The 22,899-nt window shown below is 37.1% G+C and carries 27 protein-coding genes and 1 pseudogene; 2 read left to right on the top strand and 26 right to left on the bottom strand.

Annotated features, from left to right (window positions below; translation table 11 throughout):
- Positions 1 to 55 precede the first annotated feature (55 nt).
- The 22 genes from WCV66_RS12545 to WCV66_RS12440 all read right to left on the bottom strand — a co-directional run bounded on the left by WCV66_RS12545 (position 56) and on the right by WCV66_RS12440 (position 16,365).
- Complete coding sequence (locus WCV66_RS12545) at positions 56 to 940, bottom strand: polyprenyl synthetase family protein (protein WP_338789170.1); 885 nt, start codon at positions 938 to 940, stop codon at positions 56 to 58.
- Complete coding sequence (locus WCV66_RS12540; RefSeq protein ID WP_066335363.1) at positions 937 to 1,188, bottom strand: exodeoxyribonuclease VII small subunit; 252 nt, start codon at positions 1,186 to 1,188, stop codon at positions 937 to 939. The genes WCV66_RS12545 and WCV66_RS12540 overlap by 4 nt, the downstream gene beginning before the upstream one ends.
- Entirely contained in the window at positions 1,181 to 2,533 is a 1,353-nt protein-coding gene (gene xseA, locus WCV66_RS12535; protein ID WP_338789169.1) for an exodeoxyribonuclease VII large subunit, read from the bottom strand. Before xseA ends, WCV66_RS12540 begins: the two co-directional genes overlap by 8 nt.
- A gap of 94 nt (positions 2,534 to 2,627) precedes the next feature.
- On the bottom strand, positions 2,628 to 3,485 hold the full coding sequence (gene folD / locus WCV66_RS12530) for a bifunctional methylenetetrahydrofolate dehydrogenase/methenyltetrahydrofolate cyclohydrolase FolD (RefSeq protein WP_066335349.1): 858 nt from the start codon (positions 3,483 to 3,485) through the stop codon (positions 2,628 to 2,630).
- 33 nt (positions 3,486 to 3,518) lie between these two features.
- A complete protein-coding gene (nusB, locus tag WCV66_RS12525; protein ID WP_066335344.1) occupies positions 3,519 to 3,902 on the bottom strand; it encodes a transcription antitermination factor NusB in 384 nt (127 codons plus the stop codon).
- Positions 3,903 to 4,166: 264 nt separating this feature from the next.
- The gene (locus tag WCV66_RS12520) at positions 4,167 to 4,550 is read right to left on the bottom strand and encodes an Asp23/Gls24 family envelope stress response protein (RefSeq protein WP_066335536.1); all 384 of its coding nucleotides are present in this window, start codon (positions 4,548 to 4,550) and stop codon (positions 4,167 to 4,169) included.
- 49 nt (positions 4,551 to 4,599) lie between these two features.
- The gene (gene accC, locus WCV66_RS12515) at positions 4,600 to 5,952 is read right to left on the bottom strand and encodes an acetyl-CoA carboxylase biotin carboxylase subunit (RefSeq protein ID WP_066335339.1); all 1,353 of its coding nucleotides are present in this window, start codon (positions 5,950 to 5,952) and stop codon (positions 4,600 to 4,602) included.
- Between the two features lie 12 nt (positions 5,953 to 5,964).
- Positions 5,965 to 6,459, bottom strand: a complete 495-nt coding sequence (gene accB / locus WCV66_RS12510; protein WP_338789168.1) for an acetyl-CoA carboxylase biotin carboxyl carrier protein — start codon at positions 6,457 to 6,459, stop codon at positions 5,965 to 5,967.
- A 475-nt stretch (positions 6,460 to 6,934) separates the two neighbouring features.
- Positions 6,935 to 7,708: a SpoIIIAH-like family protein gene (locus WCV66_RS12505; protein ID WP_338789444.1), complete on the bottom strand. Its 774-nt coding sequence runs from the start codon at positions 7,706 to 7,708 to the stop codon at positions 6,935 to 6,937.
- Positions 7,709 to 7,711: 3 nt separating this feature from the next.
- Positions 7,712 to 8,365, bottom strand: a complete 654-nt coding sequence (spoIIIAG, locus tag WCV66_RS12500; RefSeq protein WP_338789167.1) for a stage III sporulation protein AG — start codon at positions 8,363 to 8,365, stop codon at positions 7,712 to 7,714.
- Positions 8,355 to 9,008 carry a stage III sporulation protein AF gene (gene spoIIIAF / locus WCV66_RS12495; protein WP_338789165.1) on the bottom strand — a complete coding sequence of 218 codons (654 nt, stop codon included), beginning with the start codon at positions 9,006 to 9,008 and terminating at the stop codon, positions 8,355 to 8,357. Before spoIIIAF ends, spoIIIAG begins: the two co-directional genes overlap by 11 nt.
- 43 nt (positions 9,009 to 9,051) lie before the next feature.
- On the bottom strand, positions 9,052 to 10,248 hold the full coding sequence (spoIIIAE, locus tag WCV66_RS12490) for a stage III sporulation protein AE (protein WP_066335323.1): 1,197 nt from the start codon (positions 10,246 to 10,248) through the stop codon (positions 9,052 to 9,054).
- Between the two features lie 41 nt (positions 10,249 to 10,289).
- On the bottom strand, positions 10,290 to 10,682 hold the full coding sequence (gene spoIIIAD, locus WCV66_RS12485; protein ID WP_232329055.1) for a stage III sporulation protein AD: 393 nt from the start codon (positions 10,680 to 10,682) through the stop codon (positions 10,290 to 10,292).
- 12 nt (positions 10,683 to 10,694) lie between these two features.
- The gene (gene spoIIIAC / locus WCV66_RS12480; protein WP_026558844.1) at positions 10,695 to 10,901 is read right to left on the bottom strand and encodes a stage III sporulation protein AC; all 207 of its coding nucleotides are present in this window, start codon (positions 10,899 to 10,901) and stop codon (positions 10,695 to 10,697) included.
- 22 nt (positions 10,902 to 10,923) lie between these two features.
- Positions 10,924 to 11,439 (bottom strand): stage III sporulation protein SpoIIIAB, encoded by a 516-nt coding sequence (gene spoIIIAB, locus WCV66_RS12475; RefSeq protein ID WP_338789160.1) that lies wholly within the window; start codon positions 11,437 to 11,439, stop codon positions 10,924 to 10,926.
- Positions 11,436 to 12,356, bottom strand: coding sequence for a stage III sporulation protein AA (spoIIIAA, locus tag WCV66_RS12470; RefSeq protein ID WP_338789158.1), 921 nt, complete (start codon positions 12,354 to 12,356; stop codon positions 11,436 to 11,438). The genes spoIIIAB and spoIIIAA overlap by 4 nt, the downstream gene beginning before the upstream one ends.
- 105 nt (positions 12,357 to 12,461) lie before the next feature.
- Positions 12,462 to 12,743: a YqhV family protein gene (locus tag WCV66_RS12465; protein ID WP_066335303.1), complete on the bottom strand. Its 282-nt coding sequence runs from the start codon at positions 12,741 to 12,743 to the stop codon at positions 12,462 to 12,464.
- 193 nt (positions 12,744 to 12,936) lie between these two features.
- A complete protein-coding gene (locus tag WCV66_RS12460) occupies positions 12,937 to 13,236 on the bottom strand; it encodes a hypothetical protein (protein WP_338789156.1) in 300 nt (99 codons plus the stop codon).
- 30 nt (positions 13,237 to 13,266) lie between these two features.
- Complete coding sequence (gene efp / locus WCV66_RS12455; protein WP_066335294.1) at positions 13,267 to 13,824, bottom strand: elongation factor P; 558 nt, start codon at positions 13,822 to 13,824, stop codon at positions 13,267 to 13,269.
- A 117-nt stretch (positions 13,825 to 13,941) separates the two neighbouring features.
- Positions 13,942 to 15,003 carry a Xaa-Pro peptidase family protein gene (locus tag WCV66_RS12450; protein ID WP_338789155.1) on the bottom strand — a complete coding sequence of 354 codons (1,062 nt, stop codon included), beginning with the start codon at positions 15,001 to 15,003 and terminating at the stop codon, positions 13,942 to 13,944.
- A complete protein-coding gene (aroQ, locus tag WCV66_RS12445) occupies positions 15,000 to 15,443 on the bottom strand; it encodes a type II 3-dehydroquinate dehydratase (RefSeq protein WP_338789154.1) in 444 nt (147 codons plus the stop codon). Before aroQ ends, WCV66_RS12450 begins: the two co-directional genes overlap by 4 nt.
- A 388-nt stretch (positions 15,444 to 15,831) precedes the next feature.
- Positions 15,832 to 16,365, bottom strand: a complete 534-nt coding sequence (locus tag WCV66_RS12440; protein ID WP_066335279.1) for a YqhR family membrane protein — start codon at positions 16,363 to 16,365, stop codon at positions 15,832 to 15,834.
- Between the two features lie 320 nt (positions 16,366 to 16,685).
- Between WCV66_RS12440 and WCV66_RS12435 the strand changes: the two are divergent.
- Both WCV66_RS12435 and WCV66_RS12430 read left to right on the top strand, forming a co-directional pair.
- Positions 16,686 to 17,625, top strand: a pseudogene (locus WCV66_RS12435) (DUF1385 domain-containing protein).
- A gap of 84 nt (positions 17,626 to 17,709) precedes the next feature.
- The gene (locus tag WCV66_RS12430) at positions 17,710 to 18,090 is read left to right on the top strand and encodes an SA1362 family protein (protein ID WP_066335268.1); all 381 of its coding nucleotides are present in this window, start codon (positions 17,710 to 17,712) and stop codon (positions 18,088 to 18,090) included.
- Here the strand turns inward: WCV66_RS12430 and WCV66_RS12425 are convergent.
- The 4 genes from WCV66_RS12425 to WCV66_RS12410 form a co-directional block, all read right to left on the bottom strand.
- Complete coding sequence (locus WCV66_RS12425; protein ID WP_338789152.1) at positions 18,087 to 18,974, bottom strand: patatin-like phospholipase family protein; 888 nt, start codon at positions 18,972 to 18,974, stop codon at positions 18,087 to 18,089. The two genes, WCV66_RS12430 and WCV66_RS12425, sit on opposite strands and share 4 nt — an antisense overlap.
- A 268-nt stretch (positions 18,975 to 19,242) precedes the next feature.
- On the bottom strand, positions 19,243 to 20,142 hold the full coding sequence (nikC, locus tag WCV66_RS12420; protein ID WP_413789646.1) for a nickel transporter permease: 900 nt from the start codon (positions 20,140 to 20,142) through the stop codon (positions 19,243 to 19,245).
- A 23-nt stretch (positions 20,143 to 20,165) separates the two neighbouring features.
- Positions 20,166 to 21,173, bottom strand: a complete 1,008-nt coding sequence (locus WCV66_RS12415; protein WP_338789151.1) for an ABC transporter permease — start codon at positions 21,171 to 21,173, stop codon at positions 20,166 to 20,168.
- A 79-nt stretch (positions 21,174 to 21,252) separates the two neighbouring features.
- Complete coding sequence (locus WCV66_RS12410) at positions 21,253 to 22,863, bottom strand: ABC transporter substrate-binding protein (RefSeq protein WP_338789150.1); 1,611 nt, start codon at positions 22,861 to 22,863, stop codon at positions 21,253 to 21,255.
- Between the last annotated feature and the right edge of the window lie 36 nt (positions 22,864 to 22,899).

The raw sequence follows: 22,899 nt of genomic DNA, 5'->3' as shown, positions 1-22,899 counted from the left end.
CGCTACCTATTGGAAACGGTTTTAGTAAAATCCTTCACACTTAATTTCGTCATGATTAATGATCCCTATTTGCTATTAAATCACACATTTGTACAAGTAAATTTGAATGAACAGATAAACTATTTAAAATCGTCTTTGCGTGGTCAATGTGATCATTAAGTTTTTCTTTTGCACCTTGCATCGTTAGAATGGAGGGATATGTTGTCTTCTCATTCGTCGTATCAGATCCCACAGGCTTCCCAATAACGTCTTCGTTCCCTTCAATATCTAAAATATCGTCACGAATTTGAAATGCAATACCAAGATGATAAGCATACTTACGTAGTTTTTCGATATCCTCTTCAGGGGCTCTCGCCAAAATCGCACCTGAAATGATGCTAAATCCGAGGAGTTTAGCTGTCTTGTTTTCATGGATGTACTGAAGTTCTTCAAGGGTTAAATTTTTTGCTTCCCCTTCCATATCAGCAACCTGTCCACCAACCATGCCTTCTGCACCAGCTGCTTTTACTAGTTCTGAAACAACGCGAAGCTTGTTTTCCGATGAAGGATAAGGATCATTTACAATTAGAGAAAAGCTTTGTGTTAAAAGTCCATCACCTGCTAAAACGGCCATTGCTTCGCCAAAAACTTTATGGTTTGTCGGCTTTCCACGTCTTAAGTCATCATCATCCATGCACGGAAGGTCATCATGAATAAGTGAATAGGTGTGAATCATTTCAACCGCACAAGCTGTAGCTATACCTAATTTTTCAGTTTGTTTGTATGTATGAAGCAATGCTAAAACAAGAATTGGACGCAAGCGTTTCCCGCCTGCTTCTAATGAATATTGCATTGCGTCTTTTAATGTTTTTGGTGCTTGAAGCTTTTCAATATACTCAGGCATTGCTTTTTCAATGATTTGTTTACGTGAAACTAAAAAGTCGTTAAGCTGTATGGTCACGCTTTTTCTTCCTCCTGCAGCTCAAATGGCTTTAATTCCCCATCTTCACGTAAAATAAAATCCATTTGTTTTTCTACATGCTGTAGCTTATCATGACAAAGCTTTGAAAGTTCCATACCCTTTTGAAAGTATTCAATGGCCTTTTCAAGTGGTACATCTCCTTCCTCAAGCTTCCCAACGATTTCCTCTAACTGTTGCATGGCATGTTCAAAGGATACTTCCTTAGCTTTTTGCTCTTCCTTACTCATGAACGGATCTCTCCTCTATTCCCTGTACTTTACAGTCTAGTTGTCCATCTTTAAGTTGTACTTTTACCATCTGTCCTGCCTCAATTTGATTAATACTTTTAACAAGTTCTTTTTCATGATAAACAAGGCTATAGCCCCTGTCCATAACTCTTAGCGGACTTAATGCATTTAGTTTAGCAATTGTTTCATTAAATTGCGAATGTTTATAGGCTAGTACAGAACTCATTTCTCGATTAAGCTTTTTAAACAATAATTGATACGCTTCCATTGAACGTTTCACTTGACCCTTTGGATGTACATTTGCTAGTCGATTTTTCACATGTGTGAAGGAGTCTTTTTTATGAATGATGGCCCGTTGTCCTTCTTTATTAAGGCGTTCAACAATTAAATCTAATTGTTGCTCCTTTTGTAAATAAAGCTGTTTTGGATATTTAAAGGCATAGGATGTTTGATAATGGTTTAACCGGTCTTTATTTGAGGTTATTTTCTCCCGCATGGTTCTTTTAAGCCTATTTTTACGTTCTAATAAGCGATCCATTAATTCGGAAAAATGAGGTACAGCTAGTTCGGCAGCACCTGTTGGTGTAGGAGCTCGTAAATCGGCTACAAAATCAGCAATTGTATAATCTGTTTCATGTCCTACAGCAGAGATAATTGGTATTTGTGATGCGAAAATTTCTCTTGCTACGATTTCTTCATTAAACGCCCATAGTTCTTCAATTGAGCCTCCACCTCGACCAACAATTAAAACATCTAATATATTTAGCTGATTCGCTTGTTTTATTGCTTTCGCTACAGAAGCACCTGCCTGAACTCCTTGTACAAGAGCTGGTATTAAAATAACCTTTGCAAGTGGGTAACGACGATTGATCGTTGTTAAAATATCACGAATCGCAGCACCTGTAGGTGAAGTTATGACCCCAACTTGATCCGGATATTTTGGTATTGGCTTTTTGTGAACTGGATCAAAAAGACCTTCTTTTTGCAGAGTTTTTTTCAGCTCCTCGTAAGCTAAATACAGACTACCGATACCATCTGGCTGCATTTCCTTCACATAAACCTGATAGCCACCACTTTGTTCATAAACCGAGATTTCGCCACGGATAAGAACCTTCATACCATTTTCCGGTTTAAACTTTAGGGATTTATTGGCACCGGCGAACATGACGGCTTGAATTCTTGCCTTTTCATCCTTCAATGTAAAATACATATGACCACGACTATGTAAATTGAAATTTGAGATCTCACCCTTTATCCAAATATCGGTTAAATGAGGATCAACATCAAATTTACGTTTTATGTATTTCGTTAAGGCTGTAACTGTTACATATTTTACTTCACTCATAGTACAACCTCCTTTACTAAACTAATAACTTTAAAATGACTGAATAGGGACGGAGTAATACAGATCGTTTCTCCGTCCCGCTTTTAAGTATGTTTTATTTAGTACTTAGAAATTGTTTCGCAGATTGAACTGTATTATGAGCTAGCATCGTAATAGTCATCGGACCTACTCCACCTGGAACTGGTGTTAAGTAGCTTGCAACTTCCTTCGCTTCATCAAAAACAACATCACCACATAATTTACCAGTTTCAAGTCTGTTAACACCTACATCAATGACAACAGCTCCTGGTTTAATGTCCTCGCCTTTAATAAAATTAGCGCGGCCAACAGCAGCTACCAAAATGTCTGCTTCTTTCGTAAAAGCTGATAAATCCTTCGTTTTTGAATGACAGTAAGTAACTGTTGCATGTTCGTTTAAAAGAAGTTGTCCAACTGGTTTTCCGACAATATTACTTCTTCCAACAACAACCACATTCTTCCCAGTCATTTCTACGCCAACTGACTTAATCATTTCAACAATTCCAGCTGGTGTACAAGGTAAAAATGTTTCTTGACCTGTCATCATACGACCAATATTAATCGGATGGAAGCCATCAACATCTTTTAAGGGTGAAATTTTTTCAACAACAGCCGTTTCGTTAATATGTGCAGGAAGTGGCAGTTGAACTAATATCCCATGGTATTCATCATTATTGTTGTAGTGCTCAATTACATCAAGCAATTCTTTTTCTGTAAAAGATTCAGGGAAATTTTCTAATTTAAAGCCAACACCGATTTCCTCAGATGCCTTTTGTTTCCCTCTAATATAGGAAAGTGAAGCAGGGTTGTCCCCTACTAAAATAACGACTAGCTTTGGTAATAAGCCTTTTGCTTTAATTTGTTCCACTTCTTTTGCTAATTCACTTCGTTTTGTTTTTGATAATTCTTTTCCATCAATAATCGTTGCAGTCATTTCTAATTCCTCCTCAAACTTTGCATTACCTCTTTACAGGCCTTTTTTGATTTTAGAAAGGACACCATTGACGAATTTACTAGAATGATCATCCCCAAACGCTTTTGCTAGTTCCACTGCTTCATCTAATGTTACATTTGCAGGAACTTCCTCATATTTTAGCTCATAAGCAGCCATACGTAAGATCGTTTTATCGATATTCGCTAAGCGATCAATTGTCCAATTAACTAGGTGAGGCGTAATTAACTCGTCTAGCTCCTTTTCGTGTTCGATTGTTCCGAAAACAAGACTGTTCATAAATTGATCTGGAGTCTCCTCGTCTAGTACATGCTCAATTGCTTCATTTGGTTCTATATTACTAACATTCACTTGAAATAGCGCCTGTAGTGCCTTTTCTCTTGCTGTTCTTCGTTTCATTCTTTACTTGCTCCTTTAATGTTTAAAAGTCGAATGTCATAAAGTGATCATACCATATCCAACTGTCAGATTCATGCCGAAAATCGATTGTTTTTATGTATTTCCGAATGAAAAGGCTTTATTTTTATAAAACATTCGTGGTTTATTTTATTTCTATAATAACAATATAACCAGTCGCCTGAAAATCTATAAACACTTTCAAAACAAAAGAAAACCAAAGGGGCCAACCCTCTGGTTTTGCTCTTGATCAAAGATTAATTCAAATTACATTTCTTGATCAACTTCAACTTCTTGTGTACGTGATTCGAATTGAATTCCCACAACATGTATGTTTACTTCATTAACTTCTAAAGCTGTCATGTTCAGTAAAGCTTGACGGATGTTATCCTGAATTTTTTGTGCCACAGTAGGAATAGATACACCAAAAATCATGACACAATAAACTTCGATAACGATGCCTTCTTCAGTAAGTTCAACTTTTACACCCTTACCGTGATTTTTCTTACCCAATCGCTCAACTACTCCTGCTGCAAAGTTTCCACGCATTGACGCAACACCTTCTATTTCTGATGCTGCAATACCTGCAATGACTTCTATTACTTCTGGAGCAATCTCTACTTTGCCTAAACCGTTATAATCTTGATTCATTTCTAAAACGTTATTAGTATCTTTCAAGGGTCAGCACCTCCGAATAAATTTACGAATCCATGACCTTATACATTTCTAAAAATTTCGTGTTAAAATCACCTGATACAAATTTTTCATGTTCAAGAAGTCGCATATGAAATGGAATTGTTGTAGAAATTCCTTCTATAACAAATTCACTTAATGCACGCTTCATTCGAGCAATTGCTTCATCTCTTGTCGCACCATACGTTATCAACTTTGCTATCATTGAATCATAGTATGGTGGAATTGAGTATCCTGGATATACCGCTGAATCTACTCTAACACCTAGACCACCAGGGGGCAAGTACATCTCAATTTTACCTGGAGATGGCATAAAGTTCTTTTCTGGATTTTCGGCATTAATTCGGCATTCGATTGCCCAGCCATTAAATGTAACCTCATCTTGAGTCACAGGTAATTTTTCTCCTGAAGCAACTTTGATTTGCTCTTTAATTAAGTCGATTCCAGTTACCATTTCTGTTACCGGATGCTCTACTTGGATACGTGTATTCATTTCCATAAAGTAAAACTTTTTATTAATATGATCAAAAATAAATTCAACCGTTCCCGCACCTGTATAAGCTACTGCCGCTGCTGCTTTAACTGCGGCATCACCCATTTGTGCACGAATTGTTTCATCGAGCGCAGGTGATGGCGTTTCTTCGATGAGTTTTTGCAGTCTACGTTGAATGGAACAGTCACGTTCACCTAGATGAATAACATTTCCATGTGAATCAGCTAACACTTGAATTTCAACATGGCGGAAATCCTCAATGTATTTCTCAATATAAACGCCTGGGTTACCAAATGCAGTAGCTGCCTCTTGTTGGGTAATTTCAATCCCTTTTACTAGTGCTTGCTCATCTACAGCAACGCGGATACCTTTTCCACCACCACCAGCAGTTGCTTTTATTATAACAGGATATCCCATATCGTTTGCCAGCATTTTTGCTTCTTCGATGTTTTCGATAATTCCTTTAGAACCTGGAACTATTGGGACACCTGCTTTACGCATTGTTTCTCTTGCAACATCCTTTGTGCCCATTTTTGAAATGGCTTCTGCACTTGGTCCGACAAAGATAATATTGCATTCTTTACAAAGCTCTGCAAAATCTGCATTTTCTGCTAAGAAACCATAGCCTGGATGAATTGCTTCGCTTCCAGTTAATTTTGCGACACTAATTATGTTTGTAAAATTTAAATAGCTATCTTTTGAAGCAGTTGGACCGATACAATACGCTTCATCTGCAAGCTGTACATGTAATGCTTCACGATCTGCTTCAGAAAAAACAGCAACTGTTTCGATATCTAATTCCTTACATGCTCGGATAATTCGAACAGCAATTTCTCCTCGATTGGCGATTAGTAATTTCTTTATCATCATTTTGGCTCCTTACTCAGGCTTAACAAGGAATAAAGGTTGACCATACTCGACAAGCTGTCCATTTTGAACGAGTATTTCGACGATCTCACCCTTCACTTCTGCTTCAATTTCATTGAAGAGTTTCATTGCTTCTACAATACAAACGACTGATTCTTTTGTAACCTTTGATCCAACTTCTACGTAATTGCCAGCTTCAGGTGAAGAAGCAGCATAAAACGTACCTACCATTGGAGACGTAATCTTATGTAAATGAGATGTATCAGCTGTAGGTGCTTCAACAGTATCCTGTTTTGGAGCTTCAACAACTGGTGCTTGTGCTTGTACTGGTTGTGCTTGTACTGACTCAAGCGTAGGGGAAGTGGCTACAGTACGTACTACTGTTTCGACTTCAGGTAATTGCTTTTTCATTTTTATTTTTGAACCTTCGTGCTCAAATGAAAATTCATTAATTGATGAGTGATCGATTAATTTAATAATTTCTCTGATTTCTTGTATTTTTAGCATGCTTAGGCACCCCTTTAATCATATGATCATTTACGTAAAAACATGATCTACTAATTTATAGTCTAGTACTAAAACTTAGTCCCATAATATTATCTTACGATACATCACTGAAGAAATTCAACAACAATTGTACCCATTTCCTCAGGTTTCTACTGATTTTCATAAGTGTTTTTGATTGTTTTCCTTTTTATTCAGCTTTGCTAGTCGTATTTTACATTCTATCTTATAGTTTACCATCTTGTCATTCATGTACCTAATTAGTTAATATGAAAAATAGTATTAGCTTTAATTTCTTTTAAAATGAAGTCCCTGTTAAACTTGGTTGTTGATGTACGCTTAGGCGTTCGCTTTCCGCGATTTGTCCGGGAGCATCACGTATCCGTTACAATCAACAGTGAGCATTAACTACAGCCAAAATAAAAAAAGTCAATCCGATTAATAATCAGATTGACCTCTTCATATATTTAAAGCTTAATTATTGTTCAAATGTAACGACCACGTTCTCCATATTTTCCATTTCATCTCTTACAAGCACCATAATCTTGTTAGCAGCAGATTTGTCATGCTCTTTTGATGCTTTTACTGTAATTTTTACATTGTTTCCTTCTGCACGAACAAGTGCATCATCATAGCCTTGTGATTTAATAAGCGTCTCAAGAACTGTTTCCTTATGTGCAGCTTCGTCTAATGCTTCCATTTCGTCATACGCCTCGTTCTTTTCTTCAGGAGTTGTATCATTACTTGCAACGATTGTATCTAATTGACCCTTTCTTTTGCTGCGCTGATCTTCTAATTCCATACGTAATTCTGCAAATAATTCATCGCTAGTCACACTAGAAATTACAGTTCCATCCTCAAGCTCTTCTGTTTGTACTTCTCCTTCTTCAGCGTTGGCTCCAGTTTCATCCTGAGACTCTCCTTTTTCAGAGTCTTTGCCGTCTTTACCTTCTTCAGCTGGCTGTTTTTCTTCTTCTGTTGCAGGCTGTTTCTCTTCTTCTTGTGCAGGCTGTTTCTCTTCTTCTTGTGCAGGCTGTTTCTCTTCTTCTTGTGCAGGCTGTTCTTCTTCAGCTGCTGGCTGTTTTTCCTCCGCTAGCTCATTAACATCTGCAGTATTTTCACTTACCTCTTGATTCTCTTCTGTCATGACTATATTGCTAGTTCCACCGTCTGGAGATGTTACATAATAAACGGATAATACCACCACTAAACTTAACATTGTTAATAACCAAACCGTTTGTTTTTTCAACATCATCTATTCATCCTCCTTCATTTTTTTCGACTCCACAGCTACACGATGACTAGGTACACCTAATGCACGTGTTACCGCGTCTATAATTGTTTGCTTTATATGAATGTTGTCAGCACCTTGAGCGACAATTAAGACTCCACGAACCTCGGGTTTTTTTACTTGCACGACAATCGGAACCTCTTTTTCGCCTTCTTGAATGATGACAACTTGTTCATCTATTGATTGGTCTTCCACTTCTCTTTTGCCGCCTTCACGGTCGGTTTCTGTAGTAACCTGGCTCCCAGTTACCCTGTTTTTTTCAACTATCTTTTGTGAAGTTGAATCAACATTCACTACAACTGAAACATTTCCTACACCAGATATTGTTTCTAGTACTTCTTTTAATTGGTTTTCATATTCGGCTTCATAGTCAGAGATGGAGCCAGTACTATCTCCCTTTGTTTGCTTAAACACTTCAGTACTTTCATCAGTAGCTGTAGAAGTAGTTGGTAAAGCGTTATTCTTATTTTCATCAGTAGTAAAAAGATTGCTAATAAGCATGAACGCTATCCCTAATACGAAAACAAGAATAAAATATTGAAATTTTGATGGTTTCTTAGAATTTGACTGGCCAAGTAAGGACTTTAGCTTTTGGATGAAGCTTTCTTTATTGCTCATCTAATGACTCCTCCCCCCCTTCCAATTCGAGTGTGATTTTTTCTTCTTCTACTTCCCAAATTTTTGCTAAATACGCGGTAATCTCTTCTGAATTTAGCTGTGCTTCTGGATCGTCTTTTGGAAGTTCTTTTGTGGTGTCAATCGATATTGATTGGACAGCTTCAACTGCTTCTTGACCTGCTACTTCCTCAGCTTCATTTTGTTGTAAGACTACACGGATATGCTGGAGATCATTCTGAGAGTTTATGTCGTCTACTTGTTCAGATTCGGAAAGAAGGATTGTTTCAATCGTTAAGTCATAGTTTTGCACCAGCTCCTCTTTTGCCATCGTTTTCATTTGGACAGCCATTTGTTCTAAAATATATGCACGTTGTGAAGCTTGTATTTCTTTTTTCTGAAATTCTATTAAATTTTTTACCTCATTTTCTTCTGATGGTGCTACAGACTGGAATTCTGAGAGGATTACATTCATATCTGTGTTGAATAATTTAAAGATTGGATTGATTATGACAATTATTAATAATAGGCTAATAACCATTTTTGCATATTTCTGCATTGATGAATTTGGTAATAATAAATCAATAACCACAGCTAGTAGAATAAATACGATAATATTAGTAATCCATTCTGTTAAAAATGACAAAGTAGATTCCCCCCCTCCTCATTAAAGTCCGAATAATCCTGCTTTACCGCATCATAATTGTCAGATTACCAGCGGCAATTATCACAGTTAAGCTTAAAAAAAACATAAGAGAGACAATTGCCAATGCTGCAAATATATAGATAACACTTTTACTAATAATATCTAAACACGCGATAACCGGACCTCCACCTAGAGGCTGTAGGATCGACGCGGCGAATTTATAAATAAACGCTAGCGATAACACTTTAATTGCGGGAAATGCAGCAATTAACAACAAGATCGCTACACCGATCACTCCAACTGTATTCTTCAATAAAATCGATGCACTAATGACCGTATCTGTCGCATCCGTAAACATTCTTCCTAAAACAGGGATGAAATTTCCGGTAATAAACTTTGCCGTTCGAATTGTGATCCCATCTGTAACAGCTGCAGAAGCACCTTGAACAGATATAACACCAAGGAATATAGTTAAAAACGATGCAAGCAGGCCAATGCTTATATTTCTAAGTAATCCTGCAAGCTGTGTCACTTTGTATTGATCTGTCAATGTACTCACGATATTCAATAAGGCCGAGAGAAACAGTAGCGGTAATACAATATTTTGGATCAACAATCCACTTGTATTCATTAAAAAGATAATAACCGGATGAAAAAAGGCTGCTGAAGCTAGTCCACCTGAAGATGCCATTAAAGCTAATAAGAGGGGAATTAACGCAAGGATGAAATTAGTCATAGATTGAATGGCATTATTTGTATATTGAATAGCGACATGAAAGCTATTTAGAGCGATTATGATCAACACCATATATACGAGAGCGTAGGCAACCTTACTTACTGCGCTTTGATTAAATGCATTTTGTAATAACTGCAACAACATGCTGAAAACAGTTAACAAGATTAATGTACCAAGTAATTTCCCATTCGCTAGTAGCTCATGAAATAAAAATTTCAGAAACGCCTTCATCCATTCTTGAAAGGAAAGTTCCTTTTCCCCACTTAAAAATTGCAGCAAACTACCTTTCTGACTTTCCGGTAAAAAACCACCATATTCTGTCATCACTTCATCCCAATAGTTTTTAATATCATTAATTTCGAGCTTTTCTACCTGCTCATCGACAATCATATTTGCATTAGGAGTATCAGGTTCTTCAGTCTGCTGAGGTGTCTCAGAGGCTTGTACATTTATTGGGATTGCTAGAAAGAGTGAAATAAGAATAAGAGCTAGAAACGTTCGCATTTACACACCCCCAAACTTTATACAAATTTCCTATCACACTATTACGTACCTGGAATCATTCCAAGAACTGTTTCAATAATGACCGTTAAAATCGGGATTGCCATCGTTAGGATAAGAATCTTCCCGCCTAGTTCAATCTTAGATGCGATTGCACCTTGTCCAGCATCCTTTGTTATTTGCGCACCAAACTCTGCTATATAAGCAATTCCAATTATTTTTAAAATCGTTTCAACATATATGAGATTAACGTTCGCATGTATCGCAATTCGTTCAACCATTCGAATAATTTCATATACCTGATCGATTAAAAATAAAAAAATAACACAACCAACAAATACGACAAGCATAAAGGCGAAGGTGGGCTTTTGCTCTTTTACGATTAGGGCAAGAAAGGTTGCGATCAGCCCTAGACCTACAATTTGAATAATTTCGATGAGAAGCCCCCCTTACCCTTGGAAAAGAAAGACCGATTTTATCTTTTTAAATAGATCATCTACAATTGATGCAACCATAAATAAAATATAAATAAAGCCAATGAGTGTTACCCATTGTGCATATTCTTTTTTTCCCATTTGATCTAAAATTGTGTGAAGGAATGCAACGACGATTCCTATCCCGGCAATTTGAAAGATTGTGTTAATATCTACGCCCACCTGCGACGACTCCCTTCCACTTCTACATCAATAAAATGACTAAAAGTAAACCAGCTAGTACCCCTAGACTTTTCATCATACGTTCATAACGATTTTGCCGATCAATTGCATCTAGTTCTTCTCTCTCTAAGTGCGAAAGCGTTAACTTTATATGTTTTTGCTGTGAGATTCTATCATGTTGACCAAGTGTTTCACCAAACTGTTTTAACACTTCATATTCACCTTGTTTAAAGGCTGTGAGACTCCAAACATCTTGAAGACTTTCCTCCCAAGCACCCTTAACACTCGTATGACCTTTTTCTAGCTTTTTTGCAAATTGCTCGAAAAAGATTGATAAGGGTTTCGGTAATTGCTTTGAAATATGTTGAGCTGCAACAATTAACGATGTATGTCCATACATAATCTCAGCTTCTAATGATTGCAGTGCTACCTTAAGCTGTCTAAGCTGCCTTGTTCTTTCACTTAAATGTTTTGCAGCTTCGAAGCCAGCCCAGGTTGTTGCAAGAATTATGAGTAACGCACCCATCCACTTGATCATTTGATCCCACTTCTTTCCATTTGTAAATACTCACCATGTTGATTAAGGATTTGTTGAACAGTTCCAGGTCCATCTTTTCTAGATAATTCCATATATCGATCAAATACATTTGCTTGCAATAACATCTTTAATGTAGGGCGATTGGTTAGCTCACTAGCTCGATACCCATGAACAGTAACAAATAACTGTACACCTGCATGAACGGCTTCCATCACTGCTTCTGCATCTTCCTTCGTACCAATTTCATCCACAATTAATACATCAGGACTCATTGAACGAATCATCATCATCATGCCTTCCGCTTTAGGACAAGCATCGAGAACATCAATTCGTTCACCAAGCTGATGCTGTGGAACCCCCTTCACACAACCTGCAATTTCTGATCGCTCATCAACAATTCCTACCTTTTTTGATTCGATCTGCTTAAAGCCACTGCTTATTACTCTCGCAAAATCTCTAAGTAATGTTGTTTTACCTGTTTGTGGCGGACCAATAATTAACGTATTCAACCACTTTCCAGCATATAAATATGGAATATAATTCTCTGCAATACCTATCTTTTCTCTAGCTATCCTGATATTAAATGAAGTAACATCACGAATCGCCTTAACTCGTCCATTTTCCGTAATAACTCTTCCAGAAAGACCAACGCGATGCCCTCCACGAACTGTTATATAGCCCTTCTTTAATTCTTCTTCTAATGTATAAATCGAATAGTGACTTAGCTCATTTAGTAGATTAATTGAGTCTTCATATGTCGTTACATATGATAGAAAAACAGGTTTCCCCATTATGATGACTTCGACCCGTTTCATCACACGAATGCGGATTTCCTCAATTCGCCCCAAACTTGCAGGATGTAGTTTCCCTATCTGGTTACTGATCGATTCCGGAAGCATCTCAATTATTTCCTTCACACCGCTTCCTCCTATTAGCCAATTGTTACTTTCAATGTATGCATGCTTGACCACATTCATGACTTAATTGTCCTGATGATTTTTGCCTTTCTAAACTTCTTCTTTCTACTTATAAATTCCAAATAAAATAAAAAACACACCAAGACCAATAAACAGCAATTTCGCATAGGATAATTGATCAGCAATATGGAAGATACCAATCGTCATCGTAACTATAAAAATTACTGGACCCACGATTGCTAAGAGTGAATTGATTGTGACGGCCTTTTTTACATCATTGAAAACCAACATTAAAATAGCTGCTGTTAATTCGATTGAGGCAGACAAAAAGCGTAAGCCTGCCATTGTTAAAACAGTTGAATCAATATGAGAAAAAAATCGTTTCATGTTGTCCTCCTAAAGTACAGTTTGTACACCATATGCTAAAGGTAGGTATTTTAGACAAGGAAGGTTTATAATAAAAAGAAAAAATGCTTATTGGTTAAGGGGTGTAAACGCTGTTAATTTTTTCTAAACTATCATCTCTTTTACCAGCAATAAGCGAACAGATTCGTACAGATAAAAGTACGATTGTAAGAGATTACTCTGTCCAAACAATTTGTAACTTTGCAGAGATTGGTGAACCTGAAGCACTTGCTGCATTTCCAATATTAAAAGAAGCACTTTCCTTATGGGAAGGGAAACATCGTGGGCGAATTTTAACTGGATTATTAAATGTTTGCAAGCATGCTCCGACATGTATTCTTGAAATTAGAGGAATTGCTGAGGAATACGTTGAGGATAATAGAAGTGGTGTTAAAAAAGCAGCTAAAGTTTTAATGAAGGCGATTATTAAGGAATCGTGTAGATTTTTCTTAATGCATGCAAAAAAGAGGTGCATTAGAGCACCTCTTTTACAGGACATTATATATTACGCACGTGAAACGTAAGAAGCTTCAGTCGTATTAATGATTAGACGATCGCCTTCGTTAATGAAGAATGGAACTTGAACGGATAAACCAGTTTCTAAGATCGCTGGCTTCGTACCACCTGAAGCAGTATCACCTTTGATACCTGGTTCTGTTTCAGTAACCTCTAACTCAACTGTATTTGGTAATTCCACACCTAAAGTTTCTGTACCAAACATCATAATTTGAATTTCCATATTTTCTTTTAAGAATTTTAATTCATATTCTATTTGAGTTGATGGTAATTCGATTTGATCATATGTTTCTGTATCCATGAATGCGTGCTGATCTCCATTTGCATAAAGATATTGCATTCTACGTGTTTCAATTTGAGCCTTCGCAACTTTTTCGCCAGCTCGGAACGTTTTCTCTTGAACAGCTCCTGTGCGAAGATTACGTAATTTAGAACGGACAAATGCTGCACCTTTACCAGGTTTTACGTGTTGGAAATCCATTACACGCCAAATGCCGTTATCAACCTCAATTGTTAGTCCTGTACGAAAATCGTTAACTGAAATCATGAAAAAAGTCCTCCTAAATAACTTAAATAAGGGATTTTAGAACGTGGGACCTCTTTTGGCCTCATTGGTTCTAAAAAATAGTGTCTATTCTTATATGTAAAGAACATGTATTCCCTATTACAAAATAATAAGATCTTTTGGTGAATGAGACAGTGACTCATTTCCGGATTTGGTGACAACTGTATCATCTTCAATTCTTACTCCACCAAGACCTGCTACATAAATACCGGGTTCGACTGTAACAACCATACCTGGTTCAAGAACTGTGTCAGATCTAAGTGATAAGGCAGGTCCTTCGTGTACTTCCATTCCCAATCCATGACCTGTAGAATGTCCGAAATACTCACCATACCCTTGCTCACTAATATAATCACGTGTAAGAGCATCAGCCTCTTTACCTGTCATGCCTGGTTTTATTCCATTCATGCCACGTAACTGAGCTTCAAGAACAGTCGAATAAATTTTCTTCAACTCTTCACTCGGTTCCCCAACAGCAAATGTTCTTGTGATGTCTGAACAATATCCTTTGTAGTATGCACCAAAATCAAGCGTAACAAAATCACCTTTTTCAATTTCTTTGTCACTAGCTACCCCATGCGGTAATGCAGAACGATAACCTGAAGCAACAATAATATCAAAAGATGAAGATACAGCACCATTTTTTCTCATAAAAAATTCAAGTTCATTCGCAACTTCAATTTCTTTTAAGCCTGGTTTCACATACGTTAAAATATGCTTATAGGCTGCGTCAGCAATATCTGTAGCTTCCTTTAATATCTTAATCTCTGCAGGAGACTTAATCAAGCGTAACTTTTCTACTGCACCTGATACTGGTACAAATTCGGCTCCTGTTAAAGACTTATTATAGAAAGAATAAGCTTGATATGTAAGGTGGTCTTGTTCAAAGCCTAGCTTTTTAATCCCTAATTTGGAAACGATTGATGCAACTTCCTCATGTATAGGTCCTTTATGCTGGACAATCTCATAGCCTTCGACTTCTTTTGCTGCTTGCTCAGTATAACGGAAATCTGTAATGAAAACAGCCTTATTCTCAGAAATAACGGCAACACCAGCAGTGCCAGTAAATCCAGTCATGTATCTGCGATTGAATTCACTCGTAATTAAAAGTCCATCAATAGATAATTCCTGAAATCGGTTGCGGATTTTTTCTAATTTCATCGTTGGATTCCCCCTACTCTCTCCTTTAATGCGAGCATTGCTAGCTCATAACCTTTAAAACCAAGTCCGATGATTTGACCGATTGTGACTGGAGCAGTTACAGATGTGTGGCGAAATTCTTCTCTTGCATGAACATTTGAAATATGAACTTCAATAACCGGGAATGATACACTTGCAATAGCATCACGGATCGCGTAGCTATAATGTGTAAAAGCTCCAGGGTTCAATACAATCCCATCAAATTGATCCGCGGCTTCATGGATGGCATCAATGATATCACCTTCATGATTTGATTGAAAACAAGTGACTTCAATTTGTTCAACTTCTCCAAACGCTAACAAATCCATTTCTAAATCAGTTAATGTTTTGGACCCATAAATAGCAGGCTCGCGTAAGCCAAGTCTATTCAGGTTTGGTCCATTTATCACTAAAAACTTCATGAATTCTTGCACCTCATTTCATAGTAAAAAAGCGAAACCATCATCATCTTACTATTTAATTGCCCTGTTAAACTTGGTTGTTGATTTCCGCTGAGGGCGTTCGTCCCAATCAACAAAGTGCCAACCAACAGTGAGCTTTAAAAGAGCCTATAAAAAAAGAATGTTCAGCTAATGAACATTCTATCATAACTAATCGCTTTCATACTATGTTTTCCTTAAGCAAATGAGGGCGGAATCTCACTAATTCATGCTTATAAACATTCTAAGACTAGTTTCTCAGCAATAACTATTTATATAGGTTTCATGATAATACCGCTATATAATAATGATCGCGTAATAATAGCTTAGATTAACCTTTATCCATTAGACGGTAACTCACGTTTTTCATCTAATTCTCATTGTTCGTATTTAATTCATTGTGATCAAAGGAAATCGAGTAGCCAACAAAAACTCCGTACAAAATATAAAGGCATGCTGTTGTCACAATCGTGGCGCGCGATAACTCAAAAACAGTTTTAAGATTTGGAAATATAGGGTTTAATATAAAAAAAACAAGACCCCATAATGCAACTCCATATAAAATTCCAATCCACATTGACTTGAATCGTTTTAAAATAGCATAATAAGCCAAAGCAACACCAATCGATAGTAACCCTATTAAAACAATACTAATAAATTCTCCAAGCGTACCATTTTTCCAATCTCCTAACGCAATCGGTTGGAGGATAAGATTGGGACTAACTTCTGTAAAATTCAATAGTGAAGATAAGTATGCTAAAAAACTCCAAAATACACCACCGATAAAACCTGTTGAGATAACTTTGCCAAGTTGCGAAACTGGTTTTTCTCTTTTGTTCTGCTCTAAATTCGGATTATCTTTATCCTGTTTTTGTTCATCATTTTGATTTTTTTTATCTGCCATCTATCTACACCTCCATTATTACTATGTCCATTTTTTTAAAAGACATGTTTTTTACCAAGTTTTTTATGAGAATGAAAATTACATGTCTAGTAAGTGAAAGCATGGGTATAATGTAAATAAGGGTATGATTTCCAGCCGGATTTTCTTTAGAAAACACGATATTATAAAAAATTGTGAATAAATGTCTTATTTATATGCGCTATTCTAAAATATCACTCTAGAGGTTTCCTAATAAATTCTGTATTATAGAAGTAATAGCTAAACACAGTAGTGATTGTTGTTTACTTAAGTGATAAACAGAATAGATAGGTTGGTGTCTCATGTCAATTCAAAAAAAGCCTGCATATGGTGGGCAAGCTGTTATTGAGGGTGTAATGTTCGGTGGCAAGCACCATTATGTAACTGCAATTCGAAGAAATGATCAATCGATTGATTATTTTCATTTACCAAGAAAAAGTCAACCCGTTTTATCAAAATTAAAAAAGATCCCATTTTTACGAGGGATAATCGCCATTATTGAGGCTAGTGCTAATGGCTCTAAACATTTAAATTTTGCAACTGAACGCTTTGAAGTTGATCCTGAGGATGACGAAAAGGTGTTAGAAGAAAAAAAGAAGTCCGATTCCAAACTAGCGATGTGGCTCGGTATCGCAGCAGTTGGTGTTATTTCCTTTTTCTTCGGAAAAGTAATCTTTACACTTCTTCCCGTGTTCTTAGCAGCGTTTATGAAACCACTTGTTCCATCTGATTTTGGGCAAATTCTTATAGAAGGCGCTTTCAAACTATTGTTATTACTAGCATATATATATGCTATAGCCTTTACACCATTGATTAAACGTGTGTTCCAATATCACGGAGCTGAACATAAAGTTATCAATGCCTATGAAAACAACTTACCACTAACTGTTGAAAACGTACAAAGCAGCTCTCGTTTACATTACAGATGTGGAAGCAGTTTCATCCTATTTACCGTTATTGTAGGTGTTTTCGTGTACACACTTGTACCATAAGATCCTTTATGGTTACGAGTTGTAAATCGCTTAGCACTCATACCAGTGGTCCGTGATCATTTGAGGTATTCAAATAACAAATAAACTTCGTGATGTTCCAGTATTACGGTTTTTAGGTTACCCAGGACTTTGGCTACAGCTATTAACAACAAAAGAACCAACAGATGATCAAGTTGAAGTAGCCATCGCAAGCTTTAATGAGCTAATGCGAAAAGAAACAGAGACAGCATTAGCTGAACAAATTGTTTAATTTAGTCTTATGAAGGAAACGGAGACTTAAAAACTTCATATTATTTTTGTATCTTGATTGGTATCTTTTCTCGGAGGTGGTTTTATGAATCGTCGTGGGGTGAATGGATTCGTCTTTGCAATTATTTTATTAGGTGCAGTTGGACTAATAACAACTTTAGTTTCTAATCCGTTGTGGCTTTTAAAACAAATCGCGATTTATGCTGCTATAGGTTTTGGAATATATCTGATCTATCGTCTTTTTATGAGAAAGAGAATGGGCAAGGAAAATACTTCCTATGCCAAAGCGGCAAAGCAATCAAAAAGACGTTTCGATGATCGAAGTACTCGTGGTTCAAATGTCAGAAACATAACACATGCTAAAAAGTCAACAAAAACCTCTGCAATTAAAAAGAAAAAACAACCATCACATTTAACAGTGATTGAAGGAAAAAAAGGCAAAAAGAAAAACCGAGCGTTTTTCTAAAACGTCCAGCTCTTAAGAAACTCGTTCGTTCGACTTCGTCCTAGCTCAATTAGAGCTAGTTTTTTTTCTTCATTTAAATCCAACTCAGTTGAAACAATTTGATCTACAGGCAGAAAAACAATATCCTTTTCATGCCTACTGGAGATATGTCTACTATCATGAGCATCCTTCATTGTTTCAAATAAAGCACCATACATGTCAATCGCATTTTGAATCTTTCTTTTAGGCCGTTCTTTATCATTTGAGCTTAGCTTAATACCAAGGACCGGCCTTTTCTTATACGGTTTCTTACTTTGATAAAATAACCAAATCGGAAAATTACTTAGCACACCCCCATCTACAACAATATTACTACCTGTTAATGTTGCTAATCGTACTGGTTCGAAAAAATAAGGTAAGCTACAACTCATCCGTACTGCTCTTGCAACAGAAAACGATTCTGGATTTATTCCGTATTGATGAAGATCATCAGGTAATACGATCAGCCTTCCATTTGTTAAATCAGAAGCAATAATCCGTAATGAACCTGCTGGAATATCTGCAAACGTGGAAATCCCCTTATTTTTCAACTTCGCTAAAAGCCATTCTTCTAGCTTAGCCCCTTTATATAATCCAAGATTCCAATATAATGAAATCCATTTTGTAAGAGAAAACGGAAAAAAGCTTCTTCGTTCATCTAAAAACATTTTCAAGTCAACTTCATCCATCATCTCTAAGATTTCGTCAGCTGTATACCCGGCTATAATAAACGCAGAGATAATAGAACCAGCACTCGTTCCTGCTAAGCGCTTAAATTTAAAACCGTTTTGTTCGATCGCTTGATAGGCCCCGATAAGAGCAAAACCTTTAATCCCACCACCTGATAATACACCATCAATCAACATTGTCTCCCCTCCTTAACCTCCTACTATAAAGAAGAAATCATTGTAAAGTGTACGTAACTAACTGCCCGTAAAGATCCGATAAGTTTCGCTACCATTCAGTCGGATGAACCGCCCCACTGAATAGTCTCACTTACTTTATAGTGTAAGATCAAAAAAGGGAAAATAGACCATTCAAGTGATAAGCTGAGAATTGTGAGAATGAACAAAAACCCCTGAATAGTGAGTGCTTGATTCAGGGGACAATCCATATTTTTTCATCCTATCATTTTTATTGTTTCATTTTTGGATCTAATACATCACGTAGTCCATCGCCCATTAGATTAAACCCTAAAACGGTTAACATGATGGCAAGACCGGGAAAGAAAAGAGTCCATGGTGCTTGAACCAAATATTGCTTTGAGTCAGCTAACATTTTTCCCCATTCAGGAGTTGGTGCTTGAGCTCCTAAACCAAGGAAGCCAAGTGCAGCTGCTTCAATTATTGCTGTTGCAATAGCAAGTGTACCTTGAACAATGATTGGTGTCATACTATTAGGAAGGATATGTCGAAATAATATTCTAGTGTCCTTCATGCCAACTGCTTTTGCCGCCATGATATATTCCTCCTGTTTGACACTAAGAACTTTTGACCTGACAAGACGTCCAAAGTTTGGAATATTTATTATCGCAATCGCAATTAGTGCATTTTGTAAGGATGGGCCTAAAATCGCTACTACCGCAATTGCTAGTAGTATACTTGGGAATGCTAGCATAATATCAAAGATTCGTGAAATTAATGTGTCTACCCATTTCCCATAGTAGCCAGCAACAATCCCCAAAATTGTCCCAATAACTGCTGAGGCTAACACTGAAAAAAAGCCGACCCATATAGAAATTCTCGCACCGTATACAATCCGTGAAAAGATATCTCTCCCGAAGTCATCTGTTCCAAACCAATGCTCACCTGATGGCGCAAGTAATCGATTGGATAGCTCTTGTTCTTTGAAGCCATATGGAGCAATGAGAGGTGCGATTGCGGCGAGAATAATAAAAAAGATCACAATCCCTAGTCCAACAACCGCTAATTTATTTTTACAAAAAGATCGCCATGCCTCTTTCCATGGTGCTGGTAGCTCCTCATTTCCATTTTGTGATGCTATTTTAGATGTATTTCTTGCAAGTTCAGCCACGTTTTATCCCCCCTTGCTATTTACTATTGATGATATTTTATTCGCGGATCGACAACTGCATATAACAAATCTATTATTAAGTTAATAACGACAAATATAGTAGCAATGACTAATATCCCTGATTGAATAACAGGATAATCCCGATACCCAATAGCATCATAAAGATATCGGCCAATACCTGGCCATCCAAAAATCGTTTCAGTTAAAATGGCTCCCCCTAATAAAAGACCTGTTTGTAGACCAATAACTGTTAAGACCGGGATAATAGCATTTTTCAAGGAATGCTTGTATACAACCCAAAACATCCTTACGCCTTTTGCTCTAGCTGTACGAATATAGTCTGATTTCATAACCTCCAACATTGTAGAGCGTGTCATTCTCGCGATAATGGCCATCGGTATAGTTGCTAAGGCAAAGCTAGGTAGGATGAGATGTTGGACCACTTGTCCAAATTGATCTATTCTACCTTGCAGCAAGGTATCGATTAAATATATATTGGTTATCGCCGTTATTGGGTCCCTGACATCCTCTCTCCCTGTAGTAGGTAACCAGCCTAATTCGATCGAAAACGCCCATTGCTCCATTAACCCAAGCCAAAAAATTGGCATTGAGACACCAACTAACGCTAGGATCATAGCAAGGTAATCAAACCATGAATTTGAAAACCAGGCACTAATAATTCCAGCATTTACTCCAATAAAAATCGCAATTATCATCGCTACTAATGTTAATTCAATGGTTGCTGCTAAATATGGCCAGATTTCTTCATTAATTGGTCCTCTCGTTCTTAATGATGTTCCTAAATCTCCTGAAAAGAGGCCTTTCATATAATCAACGTATTGCATATGCCATGGTCGATCTAATCCTAATTCACTTGTTAATGTAGCAATGGCCTCCTTTGTCGCCTTTTGTCCTAGAATCACTTGTGCCGGATCACCAGGAATTGCATGAATGATTGCAAAAACAACGAGTGTCATTCCAAACAAAACGGGTATTAACGAAAAAACGCGTCGAACAGAATATGAGAACATCGACTCACCTCTTTATCAGAAACTTCACTTTTCCTTATTAGTTAACAAAAGAGGAGGCTTTTGCCCCCTATCTACAAAACTACTTAAATTCAACCTTTGTTAAAGCTTCAGAGCCAGTTGGATGTGGGAAATAGTTTATTATGTCACTAGCTCCTGCTAATAGCGGTGTTGAGTGGACCAAAGGAACCCATGGTGCATCTTCATGAATAATTTCTTGAGATTTCTTGTACAATTCATTTCGAGTTTCTTGATCTGTTTCTGTTTGAGCCTTGATGAGCACTTCGTGTAGCTCGTCATTGCTATAATGAGAATAGTTATTACTTCCAATGCTATCTTTATCTAGCAACGTATATAGGAAGTTATCGGGGTCACCATTATCACCAGTCCACCCTAACATGTATGCATCAAATTCACCTTTTGCTGCCTTATCTAAATATGTCGCCCAATCGACAGATTGAATTTCGGCTTTAACACCAATTTCAGCAAATGAAGCTTGAATTACTTCAGCTACCTTCATTCCTTCAGGCATATAAGGACGAGCAACAGGCATTGCCCATAAATCCATTTCAAAGCCATCCGGATATCCTGCTTCAGTTAACAATTGTTTCGCTTTCTCTAGATCAAATGGATAATCCTCAATACCATCGTTATAGCCTTCAATAGATGGAGGCAGCGGATTTTTGGCAACTTCTGCTTTACCACCATAAAAAGCGTCAATGATTGCTTGTTTATCAACGGCATGATTCAATGCTTGACGAACAAGTTTATTATCAAATGGTGGACGATTAGTTGTAAATCCTAAATAACCAACATTCATTGACGGACGCTCGATTAATTGCAGTTTATCATTCCCTGTTACCATTTCTTCATCAGAGTTATTAACACCATCCATTAAGTCAATTTCACCATTCACTAAAGCGTTAAGACGTGCAGTATTCTCTGGAATAACGCGGAAAATAACTTGATTTAATTTTGGATAATCTTTCAACCAATAATTTTCATTCTTTTCAAGGACAATACGATCATTTTGTTTCCATTCAACAAATTTAAATGGACCTGTACCAACTGGATTTTCTCTAAACTTATCCCCATGCTTTTCAACAGCAGCAGGACTTGCGATTCCAAATGGGGACATTGCTAAATTTTTCAAAAACGGAGCTTGCGGTCTGTTAAGCACAAACTGCACAGTATATTCATCCACTGCCTTTACTTCATCAATGACATGGCCTTCTTCACCTTTAAAACCACCAAACATGGTGTAATAAGGAAAATCGTCAGCATTACTATTCATCCAACGGTTAAAGTTAAAGACAACTGCTTCAGCATTAAAGACAGTCCCATCATGAAATTCCACATCTTGGCGCAGCTTAAGTGTGTAAGTAAGAGCATCCTTAGAAACTTCCCATTCTTCAGCAAGACCTGGATGTAACGTCGTATCTTGCTCCCCATACTCAAGCAGGGTTTCAAAAATATTTTCAGTCACCTTGAATGTTTCACCTTCAGTCGTCGTTATTGGATCTAGGGATGTTGAATCCCCACCACGTCCAAATACAAGTGTGTCTTTCTTTGTTCCGCTTTCTGATGGTTTTTCTTCAGTATTAGCTTCTTGATTCGAGTTACTGCAACCTACTAGTAGTAAACTAAACGCCAAAAATGAAACGAGTAACAGCTTTAATGTCTTCTTCGTCATTAGCATATGTACCCCCGTTTGTTATTTTTTATCATA

This window comes from Metabacillus rhizosphaerae (genome assembly GCF_037201795.1).
Taxonomy (GTDB): Bacteria; Bacillota; Bacilli; order Bacillales; family Bacillaceae; genus Metabacillus; species Metabacillus rhizosphaerae.
This window is presented reverse-complemented; position numbering and strand designations above follow the sequence as displayed.

What these genes read in the sequence shown, in the direction of transcription:
- WCV66_RS12540 (WP_066335363.1), bottom strand. Translation starts at nt 1,188, where the DNA reads ATGAGTAAGGAAGAGCAAAAAGCTAAGGAAGTATCCTTTGAACATGCC.
- xseA (WP_338789169.1), bottom strand. Translation starts at nt 2,533, where the DNA reads ATGAGTGAAGTAAAATATGTAACAGTTACAGCCTTAACGAAATACATA.
- folD (WP_066335349.1), bottom strand. Translation starts at nt 3,485, where the DNA reads ATGACTGCAACGATTATTGATGGAAAAGAATTATCAAAAACAAAACGA.
- nusB (WP_066335344.1), bottom strand. Translation starts at nt 3,902, where the DNA reads ATGAAACGAAGAACAGCAAGAGAAAAGGCACTACAGGCGCTATTTCAA.
- WCV66_RS12520 (WP_066335536.1), bottom strand. Translation starts at nt 4,550, where the DNA reads ATGAATCAAGATTATAACGGTTTAGGCAAAGTAGAGATTGCTCCAGAA.
- accC (WP_066335339.1), bottom strand. Translation starts at nt 5,952, where the DNA reads ATGATAAAGAAATTACTAATCGCCAATCGAGGAGAAATTGCTGTTCGA.
- accB (WP_338789168.1), bottom strand. Translation starts at nt 6,459, where the DNA reads ATGCTAAAAATACAAGAAATCAGAGAAATTATTAAATTAATCGATCAC.
- WCV66_RS12505 (WP_338789444.1), bottom strand. Translation starts at nt 7,708, where the DNA reads ATGTTGAAAAAACAAACGGTTTGGTTATTAACAATGTTAAGTTTAGTG.
- spoIIIAG (WP_338789167.1), bottom strand. Translation starts at nt 8,365, where the DNA reads ATGAGCAATAAAGAAAGCTTCATCCAAAAGCTAAAGTCCTTACTTGGC.
- spoIIIAE (WP_066335323.1), bottom strand. Translation starts at nt 10,248, where the DNA reads ATGCGAACGTTTCTAGCTCTTATTCTTATTTCACTCTTTCTAGCAATC.
- spoIIIAB (WP_338789160.1), bottom strand. Translation starts at nt 11,439, where the DNA reads ATGATCAAGTGGATGGGTGCGTTACTCATAATTCTTGCAACAACCTGG.
- WCV66_RS12465 (WP_066335303.1), bottom strand. Translation starts at nt 12,743, where the DNA reads ATGAAACGATTTTTTTCTCATATTGATTCAACTGTTTTAACAATGGCA.
- WCV66_RS12460 (WP_338789156.1), bottom strand. Translation starts at nt 13,236, where the DNA reads ATGCACCTCTTTTTTGCATGCATTAAGAAAAATCTACACGATTCCTTA.
- efp (WP_066335294.1), bottom strand. Translation starts at nt 13,824, where the DNA reads ATGATTTCAGTTAACGATTTTCGTACAGGACTAACAATTGAGGTTGAT.
- WCV66_RS12450 (WP_338789155.1), bottom strand. Translation starts at nt 15,003, where the DNA reads ATGAAATTAGAAAAAATCCGCAACCGATTTCAGGAATTATCTATTGAT.
- aroQ (WP_338789154.1), bottom strand. Translation starts at nt 15,443, where the DNA reads ATGAAGTTTTTAGTGATAAATGGACCAAACCTGAATAGACTTGGCTTA.
- WCV66_RS12440 (WP_066335279.1), bottom strand. Translation starts at nt 16,365, where the DNA reads ATGGCAGATAAAAAAAATCAAAATGATGAACAAAAACAGGATAAAGAT.
- WCV66_RS12430 (WP_066335268.1), top strand. Translation starts at nt 17,710, where the DNA reads ATGAATCGTCGTGGGGTGAATGGATTCGTCTTTGCAATTATTTTATTA.
- WCV66_RS12425 (WP_338789152.1), bottom strand. Translation starts at nt 18,974, where the DNA reads ATGTTGATTGATGGTGTATTATCAGGTGGTGGGATTAAAGGTTTTGCT.
- WCV66_RS12415 (WP_338789151.1), bottom strand. Translation starts at nt 21,173, where the DNA reads ATGTTCTCATATTCTGTTCGACGCGTTTTTTCGTTAATACCCGTTTTG.
- WCV66_RS12410 (WP_338789150.1), bottom strand. Translation starts at nt 22,863, where the DNA reads ATGACGAAGAAGACATTAAAGCTGTTACTCGTTTCATTTTTGGCGTTT.